This is a genomic window from Pararhizobium sp. IMCC21322, assembly GCF_030758295.1.
Lineage (GTDB): Bacteria > Pseudomonadota > Alphaproteobacteria > Rhizobiales.
In genome coordinates this window covers 4,098,016-4,120,234 of record NZ_CP132335.1, presented here as the reverse complement: position 1 = coordinate 4,120,234, position 22,219 = coordinate 4,098,016, and the positions used below count along the sequence as shown (strand labels likewise).

Sequence of the window (22,219 nt, the reverse complement as noted above, 5' to 3'; positions counted from 1 at the left end):
ATTGGCAGCACTAAATACTTCTTTAAGTTGTATTTTTACAGATGTTCATTCTCCATGATTTGGGAACTATCTAAGCGTGTTTCTGTGTCATTTTGGCTACGAATGCCAATTTTCTGTTCTACTTTATCTCATTGATCCAAAAGGCATTTGTTGTTGGATGCGGTTTCACATTAGGGTCAGGAAGTTCAAAATTTTAGGTGTGTTGATGTTGAGGCGTAATTTCTTTCTGACGACAACTGCCCTGTTCGGCAGTTGCATTCTATCCAGTGCGGCGTTTTCTGCCGATTTATATGTGACCGGTGAGCCGGTTCTTCCAACTGTTTTGCCCGCTGTGTCCGGTTTGAATGGCAAAATTTCCCTTAAGGGCGGTGCGCTGGACGAAGAAGGCTTTGGCGCCCTGCAAGGCTCGGTTTCCCTGCCGCTAGGCCAACGTTTCGGTCTCCAGCTGGACGGATCTGTTGGCATTCTGGATGAGGAATTCACTGGTGGTGTCGGTGGTCACCTGTTCTGGCGTGATCCCTCATATGCATTGTTGGGAATATATGGTTCTTACACAACCGTTGAGGCCGTGGATGGCGACATTGCGCGCCTCGGCGTCGAAGGGGAATATTACTGGAACCAGTTCACGGTCAAAAGTGTGATCGGTGCTGAATTCATCGATATTGATGCGCCGGTGAATTATAATGAAACCAATCTGTTCGCCTTCTCGGACCTGTCCTATTACGCGACGGACAATCTCGAACTCTCCGTAGGTCATCGTTACACAGGCGAGAAGCATGCTTTGGCGCTGGGTGTCGAATATCAGCTCAATCAGCAGGTGTTTGCCAGCGGCGTGTCTCTGTTTGCTGAAGGGCGAATTGGCGAAGACGATTATCAGGGTGCCTGGGCCGGTGTGCGGATGTATCTTGGGGATGATAAATCTCTGATCCGCCGTCATCGTGAAGATGATCCGACGGAATGGGAAGAAGATAATCTGTTCGGGGTTATCAATGCGGCTGGCTCTGGCAAAAGTGTCTGTGTTCCAGATCCCGATCTTCTTGGCCCAGATGAAGACCGCGAAGGGTATAATACCTGTACAATGGAAGATATCGATTACAATCCTATATGATGGGTGAGAACTGACGAGTGGCTCAGAACGTAAAAGTTCTGTGCAGACCAATACTGGAAACTGCGTTGTAGAAAATTACGGCGCAGTTTTTTGTGTGTTTAAACTGCTGTTGATACCCGTGAGGCCGGGCTCAGTTTATCCCTCTCGCATCGGTCTCCTGCACCACATTTGCCTTGCGCTTCATTGACGGAAATTTTGAAAGCCAGAAAATTTTGAAAGTTGGAAATTTCTGAAAATCATCAGATTTGGGTCGCTAGCGACACCCATTCTTCATATTTTCCGGATGCTGCTCTTGAAATTGACTGAGTCTCAACGATCTCAAGCTGAATAGAAGGATGCAATCTCTTACGCAAGAATGCCTGCAGACCCTTACGGTCGATGGGAGTGGTGTTGCTGATATCCCTTACAAACCGGATTTCTATGTCTGTTTTTGTCTTCTGAATGGTTTGTAACTGACGGGCCGGCAGAAATGGGGCATATTCATGCCTGAGCAAAAAAGGCCAGGAACGCGTGCCGTCTATATAAGTGAAAGTGTTCTTTTGCCGGCCAAGTACACGTTCAAGTGTAGGCAATGAACGACCACAAGCGCATGGCGTTTGCGTAATTTCGACCTGATCCTGATTTTCGTAACGAATGAGCGGCATGGCGTAGTTGTAGAACGGCGTCAGGACCATTCTTCCGCGCCCTTCCTTCACCAGATCGTTGCGACCAAAATCGAGAACTTCCATCAAATTCGCTTCGGAGAACTGATGAAAGCGATTACTGGTCGGGCATTGTGCGGCAATTGCTCCGGTTTCCGATGTTCCATATCGATCAATAAGTTTGAGGCCGTGAACCTTCATAAGATAGTTTTTCGAATCTTCGTTGAAAACCTCTCCCTGGCTGACGAAGGTATGAAAAGGAACAGGGGTCCCGCGTTGCTCGGCCAGTTCACAGATGGCCGTGGCATTAGAGGGATAGGTAACGAAAATATCAGGTTCAGATGCCAGCAACCAATCCAGTTGCATGGAAACATTTGCAGACAACGACAATTGGCAGGCGGGCGCGTTGGGATTTGCCACATTCCATTTCCGACCGGTCGCACCCCTTGGAAACGGGAAGCGCCCTGTCAGGTCGATGATAAGTGCCATTTTTCCCGAGAAATCAACGTCATGCCACTCAAATATTCGCTGTGCGGCAGCAGCATTTATGACGCCGGAGGTTGCTGAAACCCGAAACTTCAAAGGTGTGCCAGACGAGCCGGATGTCTGGCCTTCTGTATATCCGCCGACATGGTCCGGAGCAGTTTTGGCAAACAACGCGTTGCCTGCCTCCTGTGCCTCGGCGCGTGTGAAGGTGGGAACGTCACCCCAGGCGTCCCAGCGGATTGATCCGTCATCAGCAAAGAGCAGATCGAGCCGGGTTGCGTAGAAAGGGACTTCCTTTCTGGCGTGATGTAAAAGCGGTTCCAACAATTTGCGCTGATAGGCCTGCATCCTGTCCGGCGTATAATACTGCGTCCGACCCAGCGCTTTGGCCATGTTACGGGTGACTTCAAGCGAAGTATGATTCAATTCGACTGGCCCTCATGTGGTATCAACCGGCATCAAACACGCCGACCTCACCAACAGTTTATTTGATTTTCCAGTGTTTTGTCCCAATTCTAGACGCACAAGAGCAGAAAAGGGAACGTCATGCTTATCAAACGCCCCAAAAGTTGGGAAATCCCCGAGAATAAAGCGTCAAGCGAGGCGAGTTTCATCAATCGTCGTAACCTCATCAAAGTGGCAGGTTTTGCCGGTATTGGTGCCGCTGCTGGTTTGGCATTGCCGAATCGCCAGATGGAGGCTGCGGAACCTGATCCAACTGCTGACCTTTATCCCGCAGGCATGAACCCCGATTTCGCGGACGCAGGCAAGCCAATCACTGATGAAGAATTGAACTCGCAATATAATAATTTCTATGAATTCGGGTCCCATAAGCGGATCTTCAAAGAGGCACAGAAGCTTGAGACGCGTCCTTGGACAGTCACGTTCGATGGGATGGTCGAGAAGGAAATGACAGTTGATTTCGACACTTTGGTGCGTGCCATGCCATTGGAGGATCGCGTCTATCGCCATCGCTGTGTTGAAGCATGGTCCATGGTTATTCCCTGGTCTGGTTTTGCGCTGAAAGAATTGGTCGCATTCGCCAAGCCGCTATCGTCGGCAAAATACATTCGTTTCGAGACATTTAAAGATGCAAAAGTTGCATCCGGGCAACGTCAGATCTGGTACCCATGGCCATATGTTGAAGGGCTGACCATGGCGGAAGCGACCAATGATCTGTCCTTTATAGCGACAGGTGCCTACGGCAAACCGATTGCAAAACAATTTGGCGCGCCGCTGCGTCTGCATACCCCGTGGAAGTACGGCTTCAAATCAATCAAATCGATTGTGCGTGTGAGTTTTACTGACGAACGGCCTGTTTCGTTCTGGGAAGAAATTCTGCCTGCGGAATATGGCTTCTATGCAAATGTGAACCCTGAGGTGCCACACAAGCGCTGGAGCCAGGCAACAGAAGAGGTTCTGGGAACTGGAGACCGCGTGCCGACGAAATTGTTCAATGGTTATGCGGAGCAAGTTGCCCACCTTTACAAGGATTTGCCGGAAGATCAGCTTTATTATTAGAAAGGCTGCGTGCGTCTTGCGCCAGTGTTTGATGGGCTGGCGCCCATCTGGCGATTAGCCTCGCCCTCTTGTCCTCGGATTAATTCCGGGGACAAAGTGTTTGGGCTTTAAATTGAGCCCTGCACCGACTTCATCTATCTCTTTGCAGTTTTTGGGCAAAATAAAACCGGGCATCGCCAAAGGCAATGACCCGGTTTTTTAAAAGTCTGTTTCTGGGGAGGAGTAGAAACAGAAGTTTTGGGAAGTTACTTGGGGAAGTTATCGAGGGAGGAGAACGATAACTTCGTAACTTACAGTTAGAATTTAGGCCGAATTCACGGATTCACAAGCGCTGCGTTTGCGTGGCTGCCATGCACTAATTGCATAGCTAGAGCCTTTCTTGTTTTTACGGAATCATTTGATGAACCAAAACAGTTCATCCCGCAAGGCAGTCAGCGCAGCGCGATGCGTCGCATCGGGCAAGCTGGCTAACGCTGCTGGTGGGCTGTTCTGGGTCACCGAAGGCCGGATTTGCGCGCTCGCTGGACATCGTTACAGCCCACTTGTGGTCGTAAAGACCACCACGTGGCCTGTGCCTTGCCAGCAAACGCGCGAATCCGGTCAAACGTTTCCGTATAAACAAGAAAGGCTCTAGGTCTTCTAGAAGCGCCACCGCTGGGATTGGTCAATCAGGAAATCTCTGAACGCCTGAACCCGTGCTGATGAGCGTAATTCCGCCGGATAGGCAAAGTATGTATCGAGCGAGGGGACATCTTCCTCAGGGAATACATCGATCAGCTTATTGCTTTCATCCAGCAAATAATCGGGAATCATTGCTATTCCCGCACCGTTTTCTGCTGCTTCCTTGATGGCGACTACACTGTTGACTGTGAGTGTCGGTACGCGTGGATTGTTAGGTGGGCGTCCAGCTGTTCGTAACCAGTTTATGTCGCGCAGAAAATGCGGGACCGGTTCACCGAAGACAATGGTCTGGTGGTTGTCGAGATCTGCAAGATCTTTGGGATGTCCGTTTTCCTTCAGATATTTGGCAGACGCATAGACGTGGAAATGCACAGTGAACAATTTGCGCTGGATCAGATCCGGTTCTGTGGGCCGGTGCAGGCGTATTGCCACATCTGCTTCACGCATGGTGAGGTTCAGATCATTGTCTTCCAGGCGAATCTGCAACTCGATTTCAGGATAGAGCTCGACAAAACGGCGGATTCGGGCCGCCAGCCAGGTTGAACCAAGCCCGACTGTTGTCGTAACTCTCAAAGTCCCGCTCGGCTTTTCCTTGCTGTCCTTCAAGCGGGTCTGAACGGCCTCCAGCTTCATGAGAACATCGTGGGCCGTGCGAAACAGCAATTCGCCCTGTTCGGTCAATACCAGGCCACGGGCATGGCGGTGGAACAGCGAAATGCCCAGATCCTGCTCAAGCGCGCTGATCTGCCGACTGGCGGCGGACTGGCTGAGATGCAGCGTTTCACCGGCATGGGTAAAAGAGCCTGCCTGAGCAACCGCATGAAATATTCTGAGTTTATCCCAATCCATGGGCTGCTTTCGCTAAATGATGGTTCTGTGTGCGTCTTATTCGGCTGCTTCCTGCACAAGCGCAAGCTCTGCAAGGTATTTTTCCGCTTCCAACGCAGCCATGCAGCCCATTCCGGCGGCGGTTACAGCCTGACGGTAGATGTCATCTGTTACGTCACCGGCAGCATAAACACCGGGGATATCTGTTTTGGTGCTGTCTGGCTCGGTCCAGACATAACCATTGTCTTTCATCTTAAGCTGGGTCTTCACCAATTCGGTGGCAGGCGCGTGTCCGATAGCCACAAAGATACCATCGACCGGGAAATCTGTCACATCGCCGGTCTGCATATGTTTCAGCTTTACACCCTCCGCGGATGGCGGAAAGCCATCCTTGCCGACGATCTCATCCACATAGGTATCCCAGATGACATCGATGTTGGGCGCTGCAAACAAGCGCTTTTGCAAAATCTGTTCTGCACGGAAATGGTCACGCCGATGCACGACTGTGACCTTCTTCGCGATATTGGACAAATACAAAGCTTCTTCCACGGCTGTATTGCCACCACCAACGACCAGGACGTGTTTTTCGCGATAGAAAAAACCGTCACATGTGGCACAGGCGGACACACCAAAGCCCATGAACTTTTCTTCAGAAGGCAGACCAAGCCACTTGGCTTGTGCACCCGTCGCCAGAATCAGCGCGTCGCAGGTGTAAAGGGTGCCGCTGTCACTAGTCAGTTCGATTGGTCGCTTTGCCAGATCAACCGCTGTGATGTGATCTGAGATGACATTGGTTCCGACATGCTCGGCCTGGGCTTTCATCTGCTCCATCAGCCAAGGCCCCTGAATGGTTTCAGCAAAACCAGGGTAGTTTTCAACCTCGGTTGTGATGGTCAATTGGCCGCCGGGCTGAATGCCTGAAATCATAACAGGTTCCAGCATGGCACGCGCTGCATAGATTGCAGCGGAATAACCGGCTGGGCCGGAGCCGATGATGATAAGCTTTGCGTGCTGGGTAGCCATGTCAGTTTCCATTCATTTCGCTCGTGGCGCTGGCGCTGCGAGCATTCAACTTTTTGCGAATCTCTTCTGCGATTGTTGCGGAGGAGTCTATTGGTTTCTGCTGCTTCAATTCAAGCGTCTGACTGTTTGTTTTGTCCAAAGGCAGTGCCAGTTTGTGTGCATAAACTGCTTTCAGAAACGCAGTGAGCTTTGGTGACAACTGTTTGGGTGCAAACAGATATAGCGGAACGCCGGTGGCCAGTGCTTCGCTGATCATATTGTGACTGTCGCCAGTCACAACAAGGGCATCTGCATTGGCAAGGAAATCAAGATAGGGATTTGGCATCTCAGACGCGCTGGTCCAGACAATTCCCGGTTTGGATTTGATGATTTGTGTCAGCGCTTCCAGCCAGGTTTTGGGTGTCCTTCGGGAACCGGTTATCAGTAGGCTGCCTGCATGAGCTGCAAGTGGCTCCAGAGCTTTTGCCAGATTTGAAACATCTTCAGGCGAATAGATGGTTTTGCGGGCGGGGCCACCTAGCACAATCGACAGGCGAGGGTGGGGTAAATGTGCGATCTGCGGAAGCGGGTTTGCTCTCTTTTCCGCGAGCATTGTCTGACTGATGCGGTGTGGTCCAGTGTCCGAGACCAGAACATTGGGTCCGCGCAACTGGTCATGTCCCGGCACCCAAATGAGATCGGCTGCCTTGTGTCCGGTCAATGGGTCTTTCAGGAATACTGTCAGGCAGTCTGGAGCGCGCTGCTTCAGGCTCCGCAAATAGGCAACAGCCCTTCTGCCGGAGGCAATGGCAACATCAGGAAAGGGCGGGCGTAGCGGATTATCCTGCGTATCAAGTTTTGCGAAAGGATTGACCGGGCCGTGGGGCATGAACCAAACCCAAGGTGCTTTGGGGTTCACTACACGCTCTTCGATTGTCACGTCCTGTTGCTCAAGTCTGAAGATATCTGCCAGCCGTCCGGCAACTCCCAGACAGGGTTGCAGGTCACCAGCCTTGCCATCGGTAAGCACCCAAATGTGCATAATGTGCCTTTTCGCTGTTCGGCAGGACTGATTTGCCGTCTACCCCTTGTCGAATCTTTCATTTCAGGGCAGTGGAAAGAGAGAATATATCTCAGATTGGTGCCTGGCCAGAGCTGCCAGCAGGCCTGTTTGTAGCTACGAAATGGTAGGCATGAAAGACCGACTGGACGAAATTGATTGGAAAATTCTCGGCGAGTTGCAATGCGATGGTCGTATGACCAACGTTGAACTGGCAAAGCGGGTTGGCATTTCTGCGCCGCCTTGCCTGCGCCGTGTGCGAGCACTTGAAGAGAATGGCATCATCGAAGGTTACAGGACGCTGCTCAACGAACGGGGCCTGGGCTATCAGCTAACTGCGTTTGCTTTTGTAGGTCTGTCTGCACAAGGTGAAGCGGAGTTGCAGGCGTTCCAAAGGGCCGTTGGCAAATGGGATATTGTGCGTGAATGCTACATGCTGTCGGGCGATGTGGATTTTATCCTGAAATGTGTTGCGATTGATCTGGACGCTTTTCAGTCCTTTATCGTCAATGATCTGACAGCCGCGCCTCATGTCGAGAGTGTGCGCACGTCGCTGACGATCGGCAGGGTAAAAAATGACCCAGCGGTGCCTTTGAGCTAAAGGCCGGAACTTGATGCCCGATGCGCATCTGATAACTCCAAACGGTTTGTAAATACAAAGAGCCTGCTACCATTTTTAAAATTGCACAGCTGTGCAAGAATAAATTGACATTGGCAGGACCAGCGTTCACGCTGATCGGAATTGGTCCTGGGCGCATTGGTCATTGGCTATGAAGTGACTGCACCACGGACGGCCACTCGGGGAACGGATTGTGCTGCGTATTGGGAGAGAAATTGCATATCGCGTTTCATATCCATTGCCTGATATGCGCCCTCGAAGACTTCGGGTCCGCAACGCAGAAGCCTCCAGGGTAGTGTGATGGAGCGACAGTCGCTGAATAGCCTCGAAAACGAAAGTGCGACGTTCAGCGCCAGACTTCGTTACAAAGTCATGACAGCCTGGAGAGAGCCGACAGCGATCATCGGGGTTCTGTTGACGGTGATCTTCGCCTACCTCATCGTCGTGCCAATCGTGTCACTGCTCTATGACTCAATCGAGGTGCAATTCGGCGATCAACGGCGTACCGGTGTGCCGGTTGGAGGCCTGACAAGCTACTATTTCAACCGGGCACTCTTTTCACCAGTTTCTCAGGATCTGTTTTGGGAACCGCTCTGGAACACACTTAATATCTCGTTGGGCGCGATCACCGTATCTCTTGCGGTTGGCGGTATTCTGGCCTGGTTGTTAAGCCGTACCGACATGTTTGCACGCCGCTGGTTCGCCACAGCTTTAATCGTGCCCTACATGTTGCCAAGTTGGACGTTTGCGTTGGCTTGGCGGACTGCCTTCAAAAACAGGGAAGTCGGCGGTCAGATGGGCTGGCTTGAGGGCATGGGGCTGACGCCGCCAGACTGGCTGGCATATGGCCAGGTTCCCATCACAATCATTCTTGCTCTGCACTACACGCCGTTTGTCATTCTGCTGTTTGGCAATGCATTGCGCCGCTTCGACAGCCAGTTGGAGGACAGCGCGCGCATTCTCGGTGCCAGCCCCAGTGTGGTTGCTCGCAAGATAATCCTGCCTTTGATGCTGCCGTCGCTGATGTCAGCCACCATATTGATATTTGCCAAATGCCTTGGCGAATTTGGCGTGTCTTATGTGCTTGGGTTGCCGGTTGACTACGATGTTCTGGCGACAACCCTTTATCGCAGTATTTCATCCCGGCAGCCCGGTGTTGCGGCTGTGATCGCAATGGCGATCATGGGGATGGGCATTGTCTCTTTGCTGATAGATGCCCGGCTGGTCCGGGAATCGCGGAGATTTGTCACCGTGGGCGGCAAGGGCTCTATGGACCGCAAATCCTCACTTGGTGCGTTTCGGATGCCAGCAACAGCGTTTGCCGGACTGATCTTTATGGTCAGCGTCGGCCTGCCACTTCTGGTCCTGACATTGTCGACTGTCATGCGCGTGCCGGGTAGTTTCTCACTGGGCAACTTCACTTTGGACTACTGGATCGGCCACGGGCTGGAGTTCGTTGCATTTCCGTCGGGCATTCTGCTGACGCCCGATCTCTGGACCGCCATGTGGAACACGCTCAGGATCGTCGGATTTGCATCCCTGTGCTCCGGCACAATGGGGCTTCTCGTGGGTTATGTCGTTGTCCGGTCGCATGTCAAAGCCGTATCGGTGTTCCTTCGGCAGGTTACCTTTTTCCCTTACCTGGTCCCTGGAATTGCATTTGCGGCGGGGTACCTGTCGCTGTTTGCCGTTCAGCGCGGCCCCGTTCCTGCGCTCTATGGAACAGCTGCTATTTTGATCCTTGCACTCATGGCAGACCAGATGCCCTATGCCTCCCGCGCGGGCATTTCGGCGATGATGCAATTGGGCAAAGAGCCCGAAGAAGCGGCACAAAGTGCAGGCGCTGGATGGTTCAAGCGCATGTGGCTGATTGTTATTCCCATTCAGAAGGGCGCACTTGTTGCAGGCGTACTGCTTCCCTTCATTTCGGGCATTCGCGGGTTGAGCCTGTTTGTCATCCTTGCTGTTCCCGGCACCGATGTCCTGACAACTTTTTCGCTGCGATTGTTGGACTACAACTATACTCAGGCTGCGAACGCGGTGGTACTTATCATTTCCGCACTTGCCTATTTTGGCACTTTGCTCGCGCAGAAACTAACCAAGACAAACCTTGCTGACGGACTAGGGGGCTAACATGCCGGCGATTGGCTTGAAATCTATATGCAAGCGGTACGACAAGGGCGATGTGATGGCAGTCGCCGATCTCAATCTCGAGATCTCTGATGGAGATTTCATGTGTCTTCTTGGCCCATCGGGTTGCGGCAAGACAACGACATTGCGGATGATTGCAGGTCTGGAGAATTTGACTACCGGAGAAATATCTGTCGGTGATCGTGTGTTCGACGCGGCCGATAAGGGCGTGTTTGTTCCACCTGAAAAACGGGATATGGGACTGGTTTTTCAGAGTTACGCGCTCTGGCCGCACATGACTATCGAAGGCAATACCGACTTTGGTTTGCGGTTGCGCAAAGTTCCCAAAAAAGAACGTGAAGAGCGCGTGTCGCACGTCATGAAGACGCTTGGGATCGAAGAATACCGGGACCGATATCCTTCGCAACTGTCAGGCGGACAGCAACAGCGGGTCGCGCTGGCGCGCATGCTGGCGGTCAATCCCGAAGTCCTGCTGCTGGATGAGCCTTTGTCCAATCTCGACGCACGACTGCGCCTGGAGATGCGCACGGAACTGAAGCGCATCCACGCAGAGTTCGGTACCACCATTGTTTTTGTCACCCACGACCAATGGGAAGCGATGACGCTGGCAACACGAATTGCAGTGATGAGCAGAGGAACGTTGCAGCAGGTGGGCACACCGGAAGACATCTACGATCGTCCGGCAAATCGCTTTGTTGCAGAATTTGTTGGTAATCCGCCAATCAACATCATCGAACTGGGGGAGGGACATGCCGGTCACCTCCAGGAAAGCGCGCGCATGTTCCTGTCTGGTCATGACGCGGGTGCTGATCCCGTCAGTTCGATTGGTCTGCGTCCGGAAAGCATTCGTTTGTCCAAAAACGCGGAGGCATTATCACCCGGGGATCTGACAGGGCACGCCAAGTTATCAGCTGTCCTGCCGACCGGCGGCAACTGGATACTGGAGCTGACCTGTGGTGAGCAAAAGCTGCACGCATCCACACACATCGCACCGTTGTGGCCCGTCGGCGAAGATCTGACATTCAGCGCGGCAGGCGAGGCCCTTCATGTATTTGATCAAGAAGGGTTGCGCTACGATTTACACGACAATTCAATCAACCAAAGCAAAAGGGCGGGGTGAAGACCCCGTTTGAAATCTAAACTCAAGGAGGAAAGACTATGAAGACGACAAAAAATTTCAAAACAGGTTGGCTGAGGGCCACCTGCGCCAGTGCAGCGATGGCATACGCATTGACCGCGGTGCCTGCGATAGCCGAGGACTTTGACCTTGATGCGCTGATCGCAGCAGCCAAAGCGGAAGACGGTATCACCATCTATTCCAGCACCAGCAAGATCAAGAAGGCAGCTGCCGGTTTCTCAGAGAAGTATGGAATTGAGGCGATTGGGACAAAGGCGAAGGGCCCAGCCCAAATCGAACTCGTCGTGCGAGAATCTCAGGCCGGTAACGTCGTGGGCGATGTTATCATCGCGGCTGATGCGGCAGCTGCGTCGGCGCTTCTTCTGGCAGAGGGGATGGTCACAAGTTGGACCCCGCCCGACATGGCGGACACAATCGGCGAATTGTCCAGTGACCCGCTCGTTGTTTGGCGTGATCCGGCGCTCTGGACCTACAATAACGAGAATGGCGGCGAATGCCCGGTCAGCAACATCTGGGAAGTTACCGAAGACGAGTGGAACCGTCGCATTGCACTGGAGGACCCGCTGAACAAGCCGTCCTTTAGTGACTGGTTTAACCAGATGGAGACCCACTTTGATGACGAAATGGCAGATGCCTATAAGGAGCACTTTGGCAAGGTGCTGGATAGAGGTGAGCAAAGCGCTACAGCTACCTGGGTCCAGCGACTGGCGGCCAATGCGCCTCTGTTGACAGATTCCTCCTCCGGTGCCGCCGAAGCAATTGGAACCCGTGGACAGGACAAGCCGTTCTTTGGGCTTGTTGCGAGTGCCAAATACCGCGATGTCAGTCCAGAGGGTCTTGCGATGGGACTGTGCAAGGACATGAAACCATCCATAGGATTTGCAGTGCCAGGGTATGGTCTGATCGCGACCGGCTCTGACAGTCCAAATGCAGCGAAACTCTTTCTGCATTACATGATGACCGAAGAGGGCGTCCTGCCCATGACGCAGGACGGCAAGATGTCCGGTAATTCGGCTGTGCCGCCGCATCCCGACGAGGTATCGGGCGTCGTTACCTACGCCGATCGTCTGACGCCGCATATCGCTGCCACAGGTAGTGATGATTTTGACAAGCGTCAGGATTGGCAGGACCTTTGGCGGATTCACTACAAACGATGACGCATTCATTCCGGGGCCGGGCTTAGGTCTGGCCCCGGAACAGTACATATTCAGGGTCGTTTGATGCGGTCAATCGAGCAAAGCCACATGCAGTCCGGTGACGATTTGATCGGGACTGAGGGGACTGGTGGTCTCGTCTATTTGGCGCGCACAGACCTGCGCCAGACAGGCTCGGCGAAAAACTGGACCGGTTCATTTGTATATTCGCTTGGAACATCGCCAACCAAAGATGCAATATAGGTCGAAATATCCTCCAAGGGTTGCCGAAACGTCGTCAGGTTGTAAGCAGACCACCCGGATTGCTCGATGTTGTCAAAGCCCACGACGCAGAGTTCGTCCGGTATCGAAATCCCGAACTCGGTGCGTGCCACATCTATGAAACCGCACGCCATAATATCTGTTACGCAAAACACGCCATCGGGACGGGATTGGCGACTAAACAGCTTTCGGGCAATCTCAGCGCCGGTTGCATATGTCGTAGATCCTTCCCGTGCGATGGACACCTCGACACCCAAGCTGCGGGCCTCTTCGACGAAGGCAGTCTCGCGCAATATCAAACTTGGAGTTCCAAGGCTGGAAGTCACAAACGCAAGTTTGCGACATCCCACACGGTGCAGCATGTGAAAAGCCTCCCGAGCAGAGCTTCGGTTTGAAACAACGATATTTTCGGTCCCCAGAACTGCCTGATCGCGATTCACAACGATCACTCTTTGCCTGTTGCTGATGCAGTTCTCGATCAGCTTCTGCTTGGGTTGTCCTGATAATACGATTGAGGCATCTGCACGGTACTGAAGCGTCAGGTTCATGGCGTTTTCCAGACCGGTGTCGCCTGATGCATTGACGAGCATCGCGACATTGCCAGTTGCCTGAAGCTGGCGGGTCAATGTTTCAATAAATTTTCCCTGATATGGCGCATCGATATCGCTGGAGATGATACACACGATCTTGCTACGCCTGTTCATCAACCCGCGTGCAAGATGGTTGACCTGGTAGCCAAGTTCTTCTGCGGCGCTCATTACCTTCTTGCGGGTCTGGGAAGAAACTGATGCGCCGTCAGTGAAGGTTCGCGAGACGGCGGAGCGTGATACCCCTGCAAGGTCCGCAACCTGCTGCGCGTTCACAAAAGATTTGGATTGTGGCTGCTTCACGCTTTAAACCCGAGTTCGGTGTGTATTGCACGGCTGTGCAAAAATCTGACCAGAAGACCAGGTCCGAGACACCACGAAGGCCTCTTTCTTGAAGTATCCTAGGTAAAATAATTGGCTCTGTCCATATCTACCAACCGACTGAAAACATGATCATTTTGATTCTTTGACGGAAACCCAATTGTTCAGTTGGATTTTTCTTGAATAGCGTGCACAGCATTGCAATACTCGACAGGTTGCAAAGAACTGCTGATATCAGTGTGCCGGAATGATCAGACAGTCAACGGAGATCATCCCGCATATGCGACGTGTTGCCCGGCTGAACTTTAGGAGTTTCCGTGAGCAAATTGGCACCTGTGATTGACCGTCCAATGATCAGCCACATTGCTGATGGGCTTGGGCCGGATGGCGTCTCGTTGTTTATAAGTGGCACCGAAGGCGCCCGTGATATCGACGCATTGCACGAACATGGTATTACGACAGTTATTAATTGCGCTGTGAATCTGGATATCAACTATGCAGATACGCTTACACATGCCGCAGAATCAGGAAAGCGCGGCGCGGGAAGCGCACCTGTCAGGACTTACAAGGTCGGCCTGATAGATGGGGGCGGCAACTCGGCCGACATGATGCTTGGTGCCTATTTCATTCTGGAAGGCTCTCTCGATCAAACTTTGCCAGAGCGCTCATCCTATCCGACCCGCAAGCGTGGGAATGTTCTCGTGCATTGCCGTGGCGGACGCAGCCGGTCTGTGGCTCTCGTTGCGCTATTCCTTCATCGCCAGAAACCCGAGTTGTTTCCGACACTTAGCGACGCGATTTCGCATGTTCGTGTCACCCGCGAGTTGCATCCTGATGAATGGTTCGAGACACCAAAACAGTCTCTGATCGACGCGGCAGAGCGCGCAGCAAGTGTGTTGAATCTGATCGATGAGAGCAGGCGATCCTAATCACTGCTTGCGGTATTTATGCAGCGAAAGGCTCTAGCAACTGTATCCGTCATTGCGGCAGATATGGAAACATCAACCGCAATGACGGATACAGTTGCTAGGGTCCGGACTCTTTACAGCCACCATACCACGGATGCGATGAGGCACAGTGCAGCCATATAGGTTTTGAGTTTTCGGTCATAGCGGGTTGCTATTCGTCGGAAATCCTTGAAGCGATTGAAGGTGCGTTCGATGATGTTTCGCTCACGGTAGAGTTTCCTGTCGTAGTGATATTGGATTTTGCGATTTGAGCGTGGCGGAATGACTGGAATAGTGCCACGGGACGTCAGCCAATCACGAAATGCCGTGCTGTCATAGCCCTTGTCAGCGATAAGATGTGTTGCAGGTGGCATGGCTGCCAGACATTGATGCGCTGCCTTGTGATCACTGGTGTTTCCTGGAGTTATCGCCAGAACACACGGCCTTCCACGTCCATCGGTCACGCAGTGGATTTTGGTCGTTCTTCCGCCTTTTGATAAGCCGATACCATGAGCCAAGGCCCCCCTTTTGCACCACTTGAAGAGCGGTGCGCCTTGACGATTGTACTATCGATCATGAGCCTGTCCGGAACATCTTCACGCCCCGCAAGTGCGGAGAAAATATCTTCCCATATGCCGCGTTCTGCCCAGCGTTGGAACCGATTATACAGGGTTTTCCTGGGACCGTAATCAGCAGGAGCGTCCACCCACCGACCGCCGGAGCGGATGACATGGACAATGCCACTCAAAACACGGCGATCATCAACACGTTTCAAGCCACGTGTGTTGCTTGGCAATAGTGGTTCAATACGAGCCCATTGTGCATCGGAAAACCAAAACAAATCAGACATTTGCAATCCTCCAAAAAAGGGGATTGAATCACATAACAAAACAATTGGGAATCCCGTTAAAGGGTCTGGACCCTAGTCATTTAAAGTGAATGTCACAGACACAGGCCGGTGGTCGGACCCAAGTTCAGGCCCTACAATTGCGCTTTGGGCCGTTGCACCATCAGGCAGCAATATCTGGTCAATGGGAACCAGAAGCGGGACTTTGAACGGCGTATTATATCCGTAAAGCGTAACGCGAAATCCTGGCACAATGGTCGACCCAGTGATGCCTTCAACCGTTCTTACTGCCTGACTCCAGGGCACTGCATTGAAGTCGCCGCCCAAAATGATGGGCCGTTCTTCGGGTAACGCTGCCAAATCATTTCTGAAGTCATCAATCTTGGGCCATTGGCCGAACGGCCACGGCCAGTTCAAATGTACGGACATTGTGCGGATTGGTTTGCCATTCAGGGATAAATCCATCCATGGCGCCTCGGCGTTTGGGAGACATCCCTGAGCCGTAGGTTCCATTTTTGACAAGACTACAGTTTCCATAACGGGGCTAACCCGGCATCTTTGGTGAAATCTGTAGCCTTCCAGCAATTCAATTACCTTACCATTTATAGGTGATACTTCCTGCAGGAGGACAATGTCCGGATTTTGCAACTCAACATATTCCGTGACCCGGTCGATCTGATCATTTGCAAAAAGTAGATTGAAGGTCAGTATTTTCAAAGTGCCGGTTTCCACACCATTTTCCGGCTTTGCCATTGCAAATGCGAAGGGTTTTGCGGGGCCAAGAAGCAGCGTTGTGCAGATGAGTGACACGACAGCCGTCACAGCCGGTCCCTTGAGTTTCAGCAGGGCAGCGAGGATGGCAATTCCAGCGAAAGCCAGAGCGTAATAATGAAAAAAATGCGAAAAGCTGTCCATTGGACGAAACCAGCGACCTGTTATTGCAAGGCCGGTAAAGGTGATCGGAACCAACAGGGCGCAATAGGCAAGTATCCGTAAGACCACTGACCGGCTCCCTCATACAAATGGATCAGTTGTGAACCTGAATTTGGTCGCCTGGCTGGATGCGGCCGCTGGAGACAATTTTGCACAACACGCCAAAATCACGGTGCCCATAGGTTGTGGACAAATGAGACAACATATCTATATCGCGTTCGCCTGTTGACGTATTGGCACTGGTGGCAGCACAGCGCTCGATGCGCTCCGTAACTGCAAAGCGTACCGAACCGATGCTGATGTCTTTCCCTATCCAGGAAAACTCTTCCCAGGCTGGCAGGCCGTCGCACCACAGATTGCCACGCCAACGGCGTCTCGACAGTTCAATATTGCTGCTTGCGGATACGGCCTCATGAGAGGCGCGGTTGTGCAATGACAGGGTTTGCGTGTCTCGATCGGCCAGGGTGCCGCCGGGAACATGTGCCAGCGTGTAGGGTGCCGGTTGAGCAGCTCCGCCGTAGTTCTCAATCAGAGACCCGAAGCGGGACATATCGTCTGGCTTTGACACATCAAAACTATGATCTGCGCCATCATGGTCGGTCACCGTAATGGTGCCGTTTGCATCATCATATTGCGTGGCGATGGTTGCCAGTTTTGGAGTGAGAGCGACAACCACAAAATTGTTGCGCTTTACCCAAACCGGATCAGCCGGATCGTATTTGGAAGCTCTATGGGCGAGCGCGAACTTTCTGTCGCCAGCCATAGGTCTGCCAGCTTCCAAATCAGCGAAAGGCAAGCTCTGCGGTGCAAGACCCTTTATGGGGTAACGAAAAATATCGGTCAATTGCACGATCATTTACCCCTAAGCAAACGGGTTTGATTCTAAATGAAGGATACGCTCAGAATTTCATAGCCACGCGCACCGCCCGGTGCGGACACTTCTATGGAATCGCCCACAGATTTACCAATCAAGGCGCGGGAAATAGGCGATGAAATGGATATCTTGCCCGCCTTCACATCAGATTCGGCGTCACCAACAACCTGATAAGTGATTTCTTCATCAGTATCTTCATCAGCCAGTTTTACGGTAGCACCAAACTTGACCGTATCGCCGGACAGTTTGGAAATGTCGATGATTTCGGCGCGGGCAAGCTGGTCTTCCAACTCTGCGATGCGGCCTTCATTGTGACTCTGCGCTTCTTTTGCAGCGTGATATTCGGCATTTTCCGAAAGATCGCCATGGGCGCGTGCTTCCGAAATGGCTGCGATGATACGCGGACGCCCTTCCTGAGTGCGCTGTCTGAATTCTTCCTGCAGGGCTGCATTGCCGCCGGCAGTCATAGGGATCTTGTCCATAGATGTCCCCTTTCCAAATAATGGGTCACTGGCATTGCATGCGCATGCGCCAGTGAAGCCCAGACAAAAAGAAAAGCTGACCGCCCATTCCGGTAAGAATAGGCGGTCCAGCTCGGATACTTACATCAGCTAAAGTACGACTGAAGTGCTCGAACTTCAAGCGTCCCGCTTGCAAAGGCTTCAATTCCGTCTGTTGCAGCTATTGCTCCAGACAAAGTGGTGTAATACGGAACCTTGTTAATCAGGGCTGCCTGACGAAGGGAACGGCTGTCTGTCAGGGCCTGTGCGCCTTCGGTGGTGTTGAATACCAAGGCGATTTCATTGTTCTTTATGGCATCGACGATGTGCGGACGCCCTTCCAGAACTTTATTGACCTTGGTGCAGGTGATGCCCTGTTCGGTCAGGTAACGGGCGGTTCCGCTTGTTGCGACAACTGAGAAGCCAAGGCGCTGAAGCTTGGAAATTGTGTCCAAAATGCGTGCTTTGTCCTTGTCTCGCACAGAGACGAATACCTTGCCGCCGACCGGCACTTTGGTGCCACTGCCCATTTGGCTTTTGGCAAAAGCAATTGGAAAGCTGCTGTCCAGCCCCATAACTTCACCGGTTGACCGCATTTCCGGTCCAAGAACCGTGTCGACGCCGGGAAAGCGCGCAAACGGGAAGACGGCTTCCTTGACCGCTATGTGATCGTAGACAGGTTTTGTCAGATCCATGTCCGCCAAACGTTCGCCAGCCATAACACGCGAGGCAAGTTTTGCGACCGGCATGCCAATGGTTTTGGCGACGAACGGCACTGTGCGGCTGGCTCTTGGATTAACCTCAAGGACATAAATGTCATTGTCCTTGATGGCGTATTGCATATTCATCAGACCAACGACACCAATGGCCAGAGCCATGGCTTTTGTCTGTTGTTCCAATTGCTCCAGAACGTCGGGACCCAGAGAGAATGGCGGCAAGGAACAGGCGCTGTCGCCAGAGTGAATGCCAGCTTCCTCAATGTGCTCCATGATTCCGCAAACAAAGACGTCTTTGCCGTCACAAATAGCGTCCACATCTACTTCAATGGCATCAGACAGATAGCTGTCAATCAGGACTGGCGATGATCCAGAGACAACCACGGCTTCGGTGATGTAACGCTCAAGATGTGCGGTATCGCGGACAATTTCCATGGCCCTGCCACCCAAAACATAAGATGGGCGAATGACAACCGGGTAACCGATCCGTTCTGCAATATCGCGGGCTTCTTCACCGGATCGGGCAATGCCGTTTTCCGGTTGTTTCTGTTTCACCTGATCCAGCAGTGCTTTGAAGCGATCACGATCTTCGGCCAGATCAATTGCATCTGGCGGAGTACCCAGAATGGGAACGCCTGCATCTTCCAGTGCCTGGGCCAGATTCAGCGGTGTTTGCCCACCTAATTGCACGATAACACCATGCAAACTGCCATTTGAGGTTTCCGTATGGACAATTTCCAGAACGTCTTCGGCTGTCAGGGATTCAAAATACAAGCGGTCCGACGTGTCGTAATCTGTCGAGACTGTTTCAGGGTTACAATTGACCATGATGGTTTCATAACCGGCATCATGCAGCGCGAAAGCGGCATGGCAGCAGCAATAATCGAATTCTATGCCCTGTCCAATCCTGTTGGGTCCGCCGCCCAGAATGATGATCTTTTTTGCATCTGTCGGCTCTGCTTCATCCACAGGTTCAGAACCGAAGGGGACTTCATAAGTGGAGTACATGTAAGGGGTGGGCGAGGCGAATTCGGCGGCACAGGTGTCGATCTTCTTGAACACCGGGCGTACATTCAGGCTGTGACGCAGTTCCTGAACATCCTTTGGCGCTACACCTGCCAATTCTGCCAGACGATTGTCCGAAAAACCGCATGCTTTCAAGCTGCGCAGGGCACCAGGGGTTTGCGGCAGTCCGTGGGCACGCACGCGCTCCTCCAGATTGATCAGATCGCGCATCTGCCCTAAAAACCACGGGTCTATCTGGCAGGCTGCAAAAATCTCGTCATCGCTGAGGCCGTGGCGCATAGCTTGTGCAGCTTTCAGCAACCGGTCAGGTGTTGGCGAGCCAAGAGCTGCGCGAATGGCGTTTTTGTCATCTCCCAGGCCTAGGCCGGGTATCTCCACCTCATTGAGGCCTGTTAAGCCGGTTTCAAGGCCACGCAGCGCCTTTTGCAGGGATTCCTGGAAGGTTCGGCCAATCGCCATGACTTCGCCAACCGATTTCATGGCGGTGCCCAGAATTGGTTGTGCGCCGGCAAATTTTTCAAATGTAAAGCGCGGTATCTTGGTGACAACATAATCAATGGTTGGCTCGAAAGCCGCTGGCGTCGCACCGCCGGTAATGTCGTTCTCCAACTCGTCCAACGTGTAGCCAACAGCCAGTTTTGCTGCGACCTTGGCAATCGGGAAGCCTGTGGCTTTTGACGCAAGGGCTGATGAGCGCGACACACGCGGGTTCATCTCGATGACCACAAGGCGCCCGTCTGCCGGATTGACCGCGAACTGAACGTTTGAGCCGCCGGTTTCAACACCAATTTCACGCAGCACCGCAAGGGATGCGTTGCGCATGATCTGGTATTCCTTGTCGGTCAGTGTCAGGGCAGGGGCGACCGTGATACTGTCGCCGGTATGCACTCCCATTGGATCCACATTTTCGATGGAGCAGATGATGATGCAATTGTCGTCCTTGTCGCGGACAACTTCCATTTCATATTCTTTCCAACCGACAATGGATTCCTCAATGAGGATTTCCGTGGTTGGCGATGCATCCAGACCGCTTTCTACGATTGTCAGAAATTCTTCGCGGTTATAGGCGATCCCGCCACCGGTGCCGCCCATGGTGAAGCTGGGCCGGATAATGGTCGGCAATCCAATGACTTCCAGCGCTTCCATTGCTTCGCTCATGGAGTGGGCGAGGCGGGAGTGGGGGCTTTCCAGACCGATCTTATCCATGGCTTTGCGAAAGAGATCGCGATCCTCAGCCTTGTCGATGGCTTCAGGAGTTGCGCCGATCATTTCCACGCCAAATTTTTCAAGAACACCCATTTTGCGCAGAGACAATGAGCAGTTCAACGCAGTCTGTCCGCCCATGGTGGGCAGCAACGCGTCGGGGCGCTCTTTTTCGATGATCTTTGCAACGATTTCGGGTGTGATGGGTTCAATGTAAGTGGCGTCTGCCAAATCCGGATCAGTCATGATTGTCGCGGGATTGGAATTGACCAGGATGACCCGGTAACCTTCTTCCTTCAGCGCCTTGCAGGCCTGGGTTCCCGAGTAATCGAACTCGCAGGCTTGCCCAATGATAATGGGGCCAGCACCAATGATGAGGATGGAGTTGATATCTGTGCGTTTTGGCATGGTGGATCTTCTAGCAAGTCTGTGGTTGCGGATGGCCGGACGCGACCTATGCCGGATGTGTAGGGATGTTTGACGCTGCTATAAGCGATTAGAACCCGGTGTGGAAGGGCGAGACCCAAGAATTATTGGTTGTTCCTGTGTCCACTCTGGGCCAATCTCGCGTTTCAGTTCAAATGAGCCATAGATCAAGGAATTACCATGCGCTGGAAAGGCCGTCGCAAAAGTTCAAATGTTGACGACCGACGTGGATCGGGCGGGGGCGGTTTTCGCTTGCCCACACGCCGCGCATCTTCCCGGCGCATGCGCTTGCCTTCGGGCAAAGGTGGACGATCCGGTAAGGGAATTTTGACGCTTGTTGTTGTCGCTGGCGTTGCCTGGTTTGTGTTCGGCATAAACCCGATGCAGCTGCTGGGCGGCCTGTCCGGTGGCTCGGGAGGCGGTATCCCGTTTGAGCAATCGCGGCCCACACAACAATCTACTGGTACTGAACGGAATGACGAGATGAAGGCCTTCATCTCCACGGTTCTGGCTGAGACCGAAGACACATGGAACGCCATCTTTACCGCCAGTGGCCGCGAATATGAAGAGCCGCGTCTTCAGCTCTTTACCGGACAGGTGCAGTCTGCCTGCGGTTTTGCTTCTTCTGCTTCGGGTCCGTTTTATTGTCCCGGTGACAAGCAGATTTATATCGATTTGTCCTTCTATGATGAGCTGCGCAAGCGCTTCGATGCGCCGGGTGATTTTGCCCAGGCCTATGTGCTGGCCCATGAAGTCGGGCATCATGTGCAGAACCTTCTTGGTGTTCTGCCTCAGTTCAACAAGGCACGCCGAACCATGAGCAAGACCGAAGCGAATGCCATGTCGGTGCGTGTGGAATTGCAGGCCGACTGTTTTGCGGGCGTATGGGGCTTTAACGCTGAAAAGCGTGGGTTGCTGGAACGCGGTGATCTGGAAGAGGCCCTTAACGCTGCAACGCAGATTGGGGATGATGCGATCCAGAATCGAACACAGGGCTATGTGGTTCCAGAGAGCTTCAATCATGGCACGTCGGAGCAACGTCAGCACTGGTTCCGCCGAGGCTTTGATACAGGCGACACGTCACAATGCAACACCTTTGACGATACGCGGATATAGGCGCTATTGCACCTGATTTTGCTATGCGTTTGTGAAGCCAACGGTTTTCCACTAGACAATAAACAATTGGAAA

18 protein-coding genes are annotated in these 22,219 nt (G+C 52.7%); 8 read left to right on the top strand and 10 right to left on the bottom strand.

Annotated features, from left to right (window positions below; genetic code table 11):
• The first annotated feature begins 205 nt into the window (after positions 1-205).
• Positions 206-1,108, top strand: coding sequence for a hypothetical protein (locus RAL91_RS19470; RefSeq protein WP_306257913.1), 903 nt, complete (start codon positions 206-208; stop codon positions 1,106-1,108).
• A gap of 239 nt (positions 1,109-1,347) precedes the next feature.
• Here the strand turns inward: RAL91_RS19470 and RAL91_RS19465 are convergent, their stop codons facing one another.
• The gene (locus RAL91_RS19465) at positions 1,348-2,661 is read right to left on the bottom strand and encodes a phenylacetate--CoA ligase family protein (protein WP_306257912.1); all 1,314 of its coding nucleotides are present in this window, start codon (positions 2,659-2,661) and stop codon (positions 1,348-1,350) included.
• A gap of 120 nt (positions 2,662-2,781) precedes the next feature.
• Between RAL91_RS19465 and msrP the strand changes: the two genes are divergently transcribed.
• Entirely contained in the window at positions 2,782-3,756 is a 975-nt protein-coding gene (gene msrP / locus RAL91_RS19460) for a protein-methionine-sulfoxide reductase catalytic subunit MsrP (protein WP_306257911.1), read from the top strand.
• Positions 3,757-4,395: 639 nt separating this feature from the next.
• On the opposite strand, the gene RAL91_RS19455 is transcribed toward msrP, so the two are convergent.
• Genes RAL91_RS19455 through RAL91_RS19445 form a run of 3 tightly spaced genes read right to left on the bottom strand, consistent with a single transcriptional unit; the run spans position 4,396 to position 7,309 of the window.
• Positions 4,396-5,286 carry a LysR family transcriptional regulator gene (locus RAL91_RS19455; RefSeq protein WP_306257910.1) on the bottom strand — a complete coding sequence of 297 codons (891 nt, stop codon included), beginning with the start codon at positions 5,284-5,286 and terminating at the stop codon, positions 4,396-4,398.
• 36 nt (positions 5,287-5,322) lie between these two features.
• Positions 5,323-6,288, bottom strand: coding sequence for a thioredoxin-disulfide reductase (trxB, locus tag RAL91_RS19450; RefSeq protein WP_306257909.1), 966 nt, complete (start codon positions 6,286-6,288; stop codon positions 5,323-5,325).
• Position 6,289: 1 nt separating this feature from the next.
• Entirely contained in the window at positions 6,290-7,309 is a 1,020-nt protein-coding gene (locus RAL91_RS19445; protein WP_306257908.1) for a mitochondrial fission ELM1 family protein, read from the bottom strand.
• Between the two features lie 151 nt (positions 7,310-7,460).
• Between RAL91_RS19445 and RAL91_RS19440 the strand changes: the two genes are divergently transcribed.
• From RAL91_RS19440 to RAL91_RS19425, 4 genes are all read left to right on the top strand, one after another.
• Positions 7,461-7,928 carry an Lrp/AsnC family transcriptional regulator gene (locus RAL91_RS19440; RefSeq protein WP_306257907.1) on the top strand — a complete coding sequence of 156 codons (468 nt, stop codon included), beginning with the start codon at positions 7,461-7,463 and terminating at the stop codon, positions 7,926-7,928.
• Between the two features lie 390 nt (positions 7,929-8,318).
• Positions 8,319-10,079, top strand: a complete 1,761-nt coding sequence (locus tag RAL91_RS19435; RefSeq protein ID WP_371932557.1) for an ABC transporter permease — start codon at positions 8,319-8,321, stop codon at positions 10,077-10,079.
• 1 nt (position 10,080) lies between these two features.
• Entirely contained in the window at positions 10,081-11,217 is a 1,137-nt protein-coding gene (locus RAL91_RS19430; RefSeq protein ID WP_306257905.1) for an ABC transporter ATP-binding protein, read from the top strand.
• 38 nt (positions 11,218-11,255) lie between these two features.
• Entirely contained in the window at positions 11,256-12,392 is a 1,137-nt protein-coding gene (locus RAL91_RS19425; protein ID WP_306257904.1) for a substrate-binding domain-containing protein, read from the top strand.
• Between the two features lie 137 nt (positions 12,393-12,529).
• On the opposite strand, the gene RAL91_RS19420 is transcribed toward RAL91_RS19425, so the two are convergent.
• Positions 12,530-13,540 carry a LacI family DNA-binding transcriptional regulator gene (locus tag RAL91_RS19420; protein ID WP_306257903.1) on the bottom strand — a complete coding sequence of 337 codons (1,011 nt, stop codon included), beginning with the start codon at positions 13,538-13,540 and terminating at the stop codon, positions 12,530-12,532.
• Between the two features lie 368 nt (positions 13,541-13,908).
• On the opposite strand from RAL91_RS19420, the gene RAL91_RS19415 reads away from it, so the two are divergent.
• The gene (locus RAL91_RS19415; protein WP_306263011.1) at positions 13,909-14,487 is read left to right on the top strand and encodes a dual specificity protein phosphatase; all 579 of its coding nucleotides are present in this window, start codon (positions 13,909-13,911) and stop codon (positions 14,485-14,487) included.
• A 113-nt stretch (positions 14,488-14,600) separates the two neighbouring features.
• Here RAL91_RS19415 and RAL91_RS19410 read toward each other — a convergent pair.
• The 5 genes from RAL91_RS19410 to carB all read right to left on the bottom strand — a co-directional run bounded on the left by RAL91_RS19410 (position 14,601) and on the right by carB (position 21,012).
• A protein-coding gene (locus tag RAL91_RS19410; RefSeq protein WP_371932440.1) for an IS5 family transposase occupies positions 14,601-15,355 on the bottom strand; the annotation gives its coding sequence in 2 pieces (ribosomal slippage) (positions 14,601-15,011 and positions 15,014-15,355; 753 coding nt in all).
• A 72-nt stretch (positions 15,356-15,427) separates the two neighbouring features.
• Complete coding sequence (locus RAL91_RS19405) at positions 15,428-16,354, bottom strand: endonuclease/exonuclease/phosphatase family protein (protein WP_306257901.1); 927 nt, start codon at positions 16,352-16,354, stop codon at positions 15,428-15,430.
• A 25-nt stretch (positions 16,355-16,379) separates the two neighbouring features.
• Entirely contained in the window at positions 16,380-17,129 is a 750-nt protein-coding gene (locus RAL91_RS19400) for an MOSC domain-containing protein (RefSeq protein ID WP_306257900.1), read from the bottom strand.
• A gap of 38 nt (positions 17,130-17,167) precedes the next feature.
• Positions 17,168-17,641: a transcription elongation factor GreA gene (gene greA / locus RAL91_RS19395; protein WP_306257899.1), complete on the bottom strand. Its 474-nt coding sequence runs from the start codon at positions 17,639-17,641 to the stop codon at positions 17,168-17,170.
• A gap of 125 nt (positions 17,642-17,766) precedes the next feature.
• Positions 17,767-21,012 (bottom strand): carbamoyl-phosphate synthase large subunit, encoded by a 3,246-nt coding sequence (carB, locus tag RAL91_RS19390; protein ID WP_306257898.1) that lies wholly within the window; start codon positions 21,010-21,012, stop codon positions 17,767-17,769.
• A 198-nt stretch (positions 21,013-21,210) separates the two neighbouring features.
• Here carB and RAL91_RS19385 point away from each other — a divergent pair, with 198 nt between their 5' ends.
• Positions 21,211-22,146, top strand: a complete 936-nt coding sequence (locus RAL91_RS19385; RefSeq protein ID WP_306257897.1) for a neutral zinc metallopeptidase — start codon at positions 21,211-21,213, stop codon at positions 22,144-22,146.
• The last annotated feature ends 73 nt before the right edge of the window (positions 22,147-22,219 follow it).

Bases quoted from the DNA above. Each gene is read 5' to 3' on its own strand.
- RAL91_RS19425 (WP_306257904.1), top strand. From the start codon at position 11,256: ATGAAGACGACAAAAAATTTCAAAACAGGTTGGCTGAGGGCCACCTGC.
- RAL91_RS19435 (WP_371932557.1), top strand. From the start codon at position 8,319: ATGACAGCCTGGAGAGAGCCGACAGCGATCATCGGGGTTCTGTTGACG.
- trxB (WP_306257909.1), bottom strand. From the start codon at position 6,288: ATGGCTACCCAGCACGCAAAGCTTATCATCATCGGCTCCGGCCCAGCC.
- carB (WP_306257898.1), bottom strand. From the start codon at position 21,012: ATGCCAAAACGCACAGATATCAACTCCATCCTCATCATTGGTGCTGGC.
- RAL91_RS19445 (WP_306257908.1), bottom strand. From the start codon at position 7,309: ATGCACATTTGGGTGCTTACCGATGGCAAGGCTGGTGACCTGCAACCC.
- RAL91_RS19385 (WP_306257897.1), top strand. From the start codon at position 21,211: ATGCGCTGGAAAGGCCGTCGCAAAAGTTCAAATGTTGACGACCGACGT.
- RAL91_RS19440 (WP_306257907.1), top strand. From the start codon at position 7,461: ATGAAAGACCGACTGGACGAAATTGATTGGAAAATTCTCGGCGAGTTG.
- RAL91_RS19470 (WP_306257913.1), top strand. From the start codon at position 206: ATGTTGAGGCGTAATTTCTTTCTGACGACAACTGCCCTGTTCGGCAGT.
- RAL91_RS19415 (WP_306263011.1), top strand. From the start codon at position 13,909: ATGATCAGCCACATTGCTGATGGGCTTGGGCCGGATGGCGTCTCGTTG.
- msrP (WP_306257911.1), top strand. From the start codon at position 2,782: ATGCTTATCAAACGCCCCAAAAGTTGGGAAATCCCCGAGAATAAAGCG.
- greA (WP_306257899.1), bottom strand. From the start codon at position 17,641: ATGGACAAGATCCCTATGACTGCCGGCGGCAATGCAGCCCTGCAGGAA.
- RAL91_RS19430 (WP_306257905.1), top strand. From the start codon at position 10,081: ATGCCGGCGATTGGCTTGAAATCTATATGCAAGCGGTACGACAAGGGC.
- RAL91_RS19455 (WP_306257910.1), bottom strand. From the start codon at position 5,286: ATGGATTGGGATAAACTCAGAATATTTCATGCGGTTGCTCAGGCAGGC.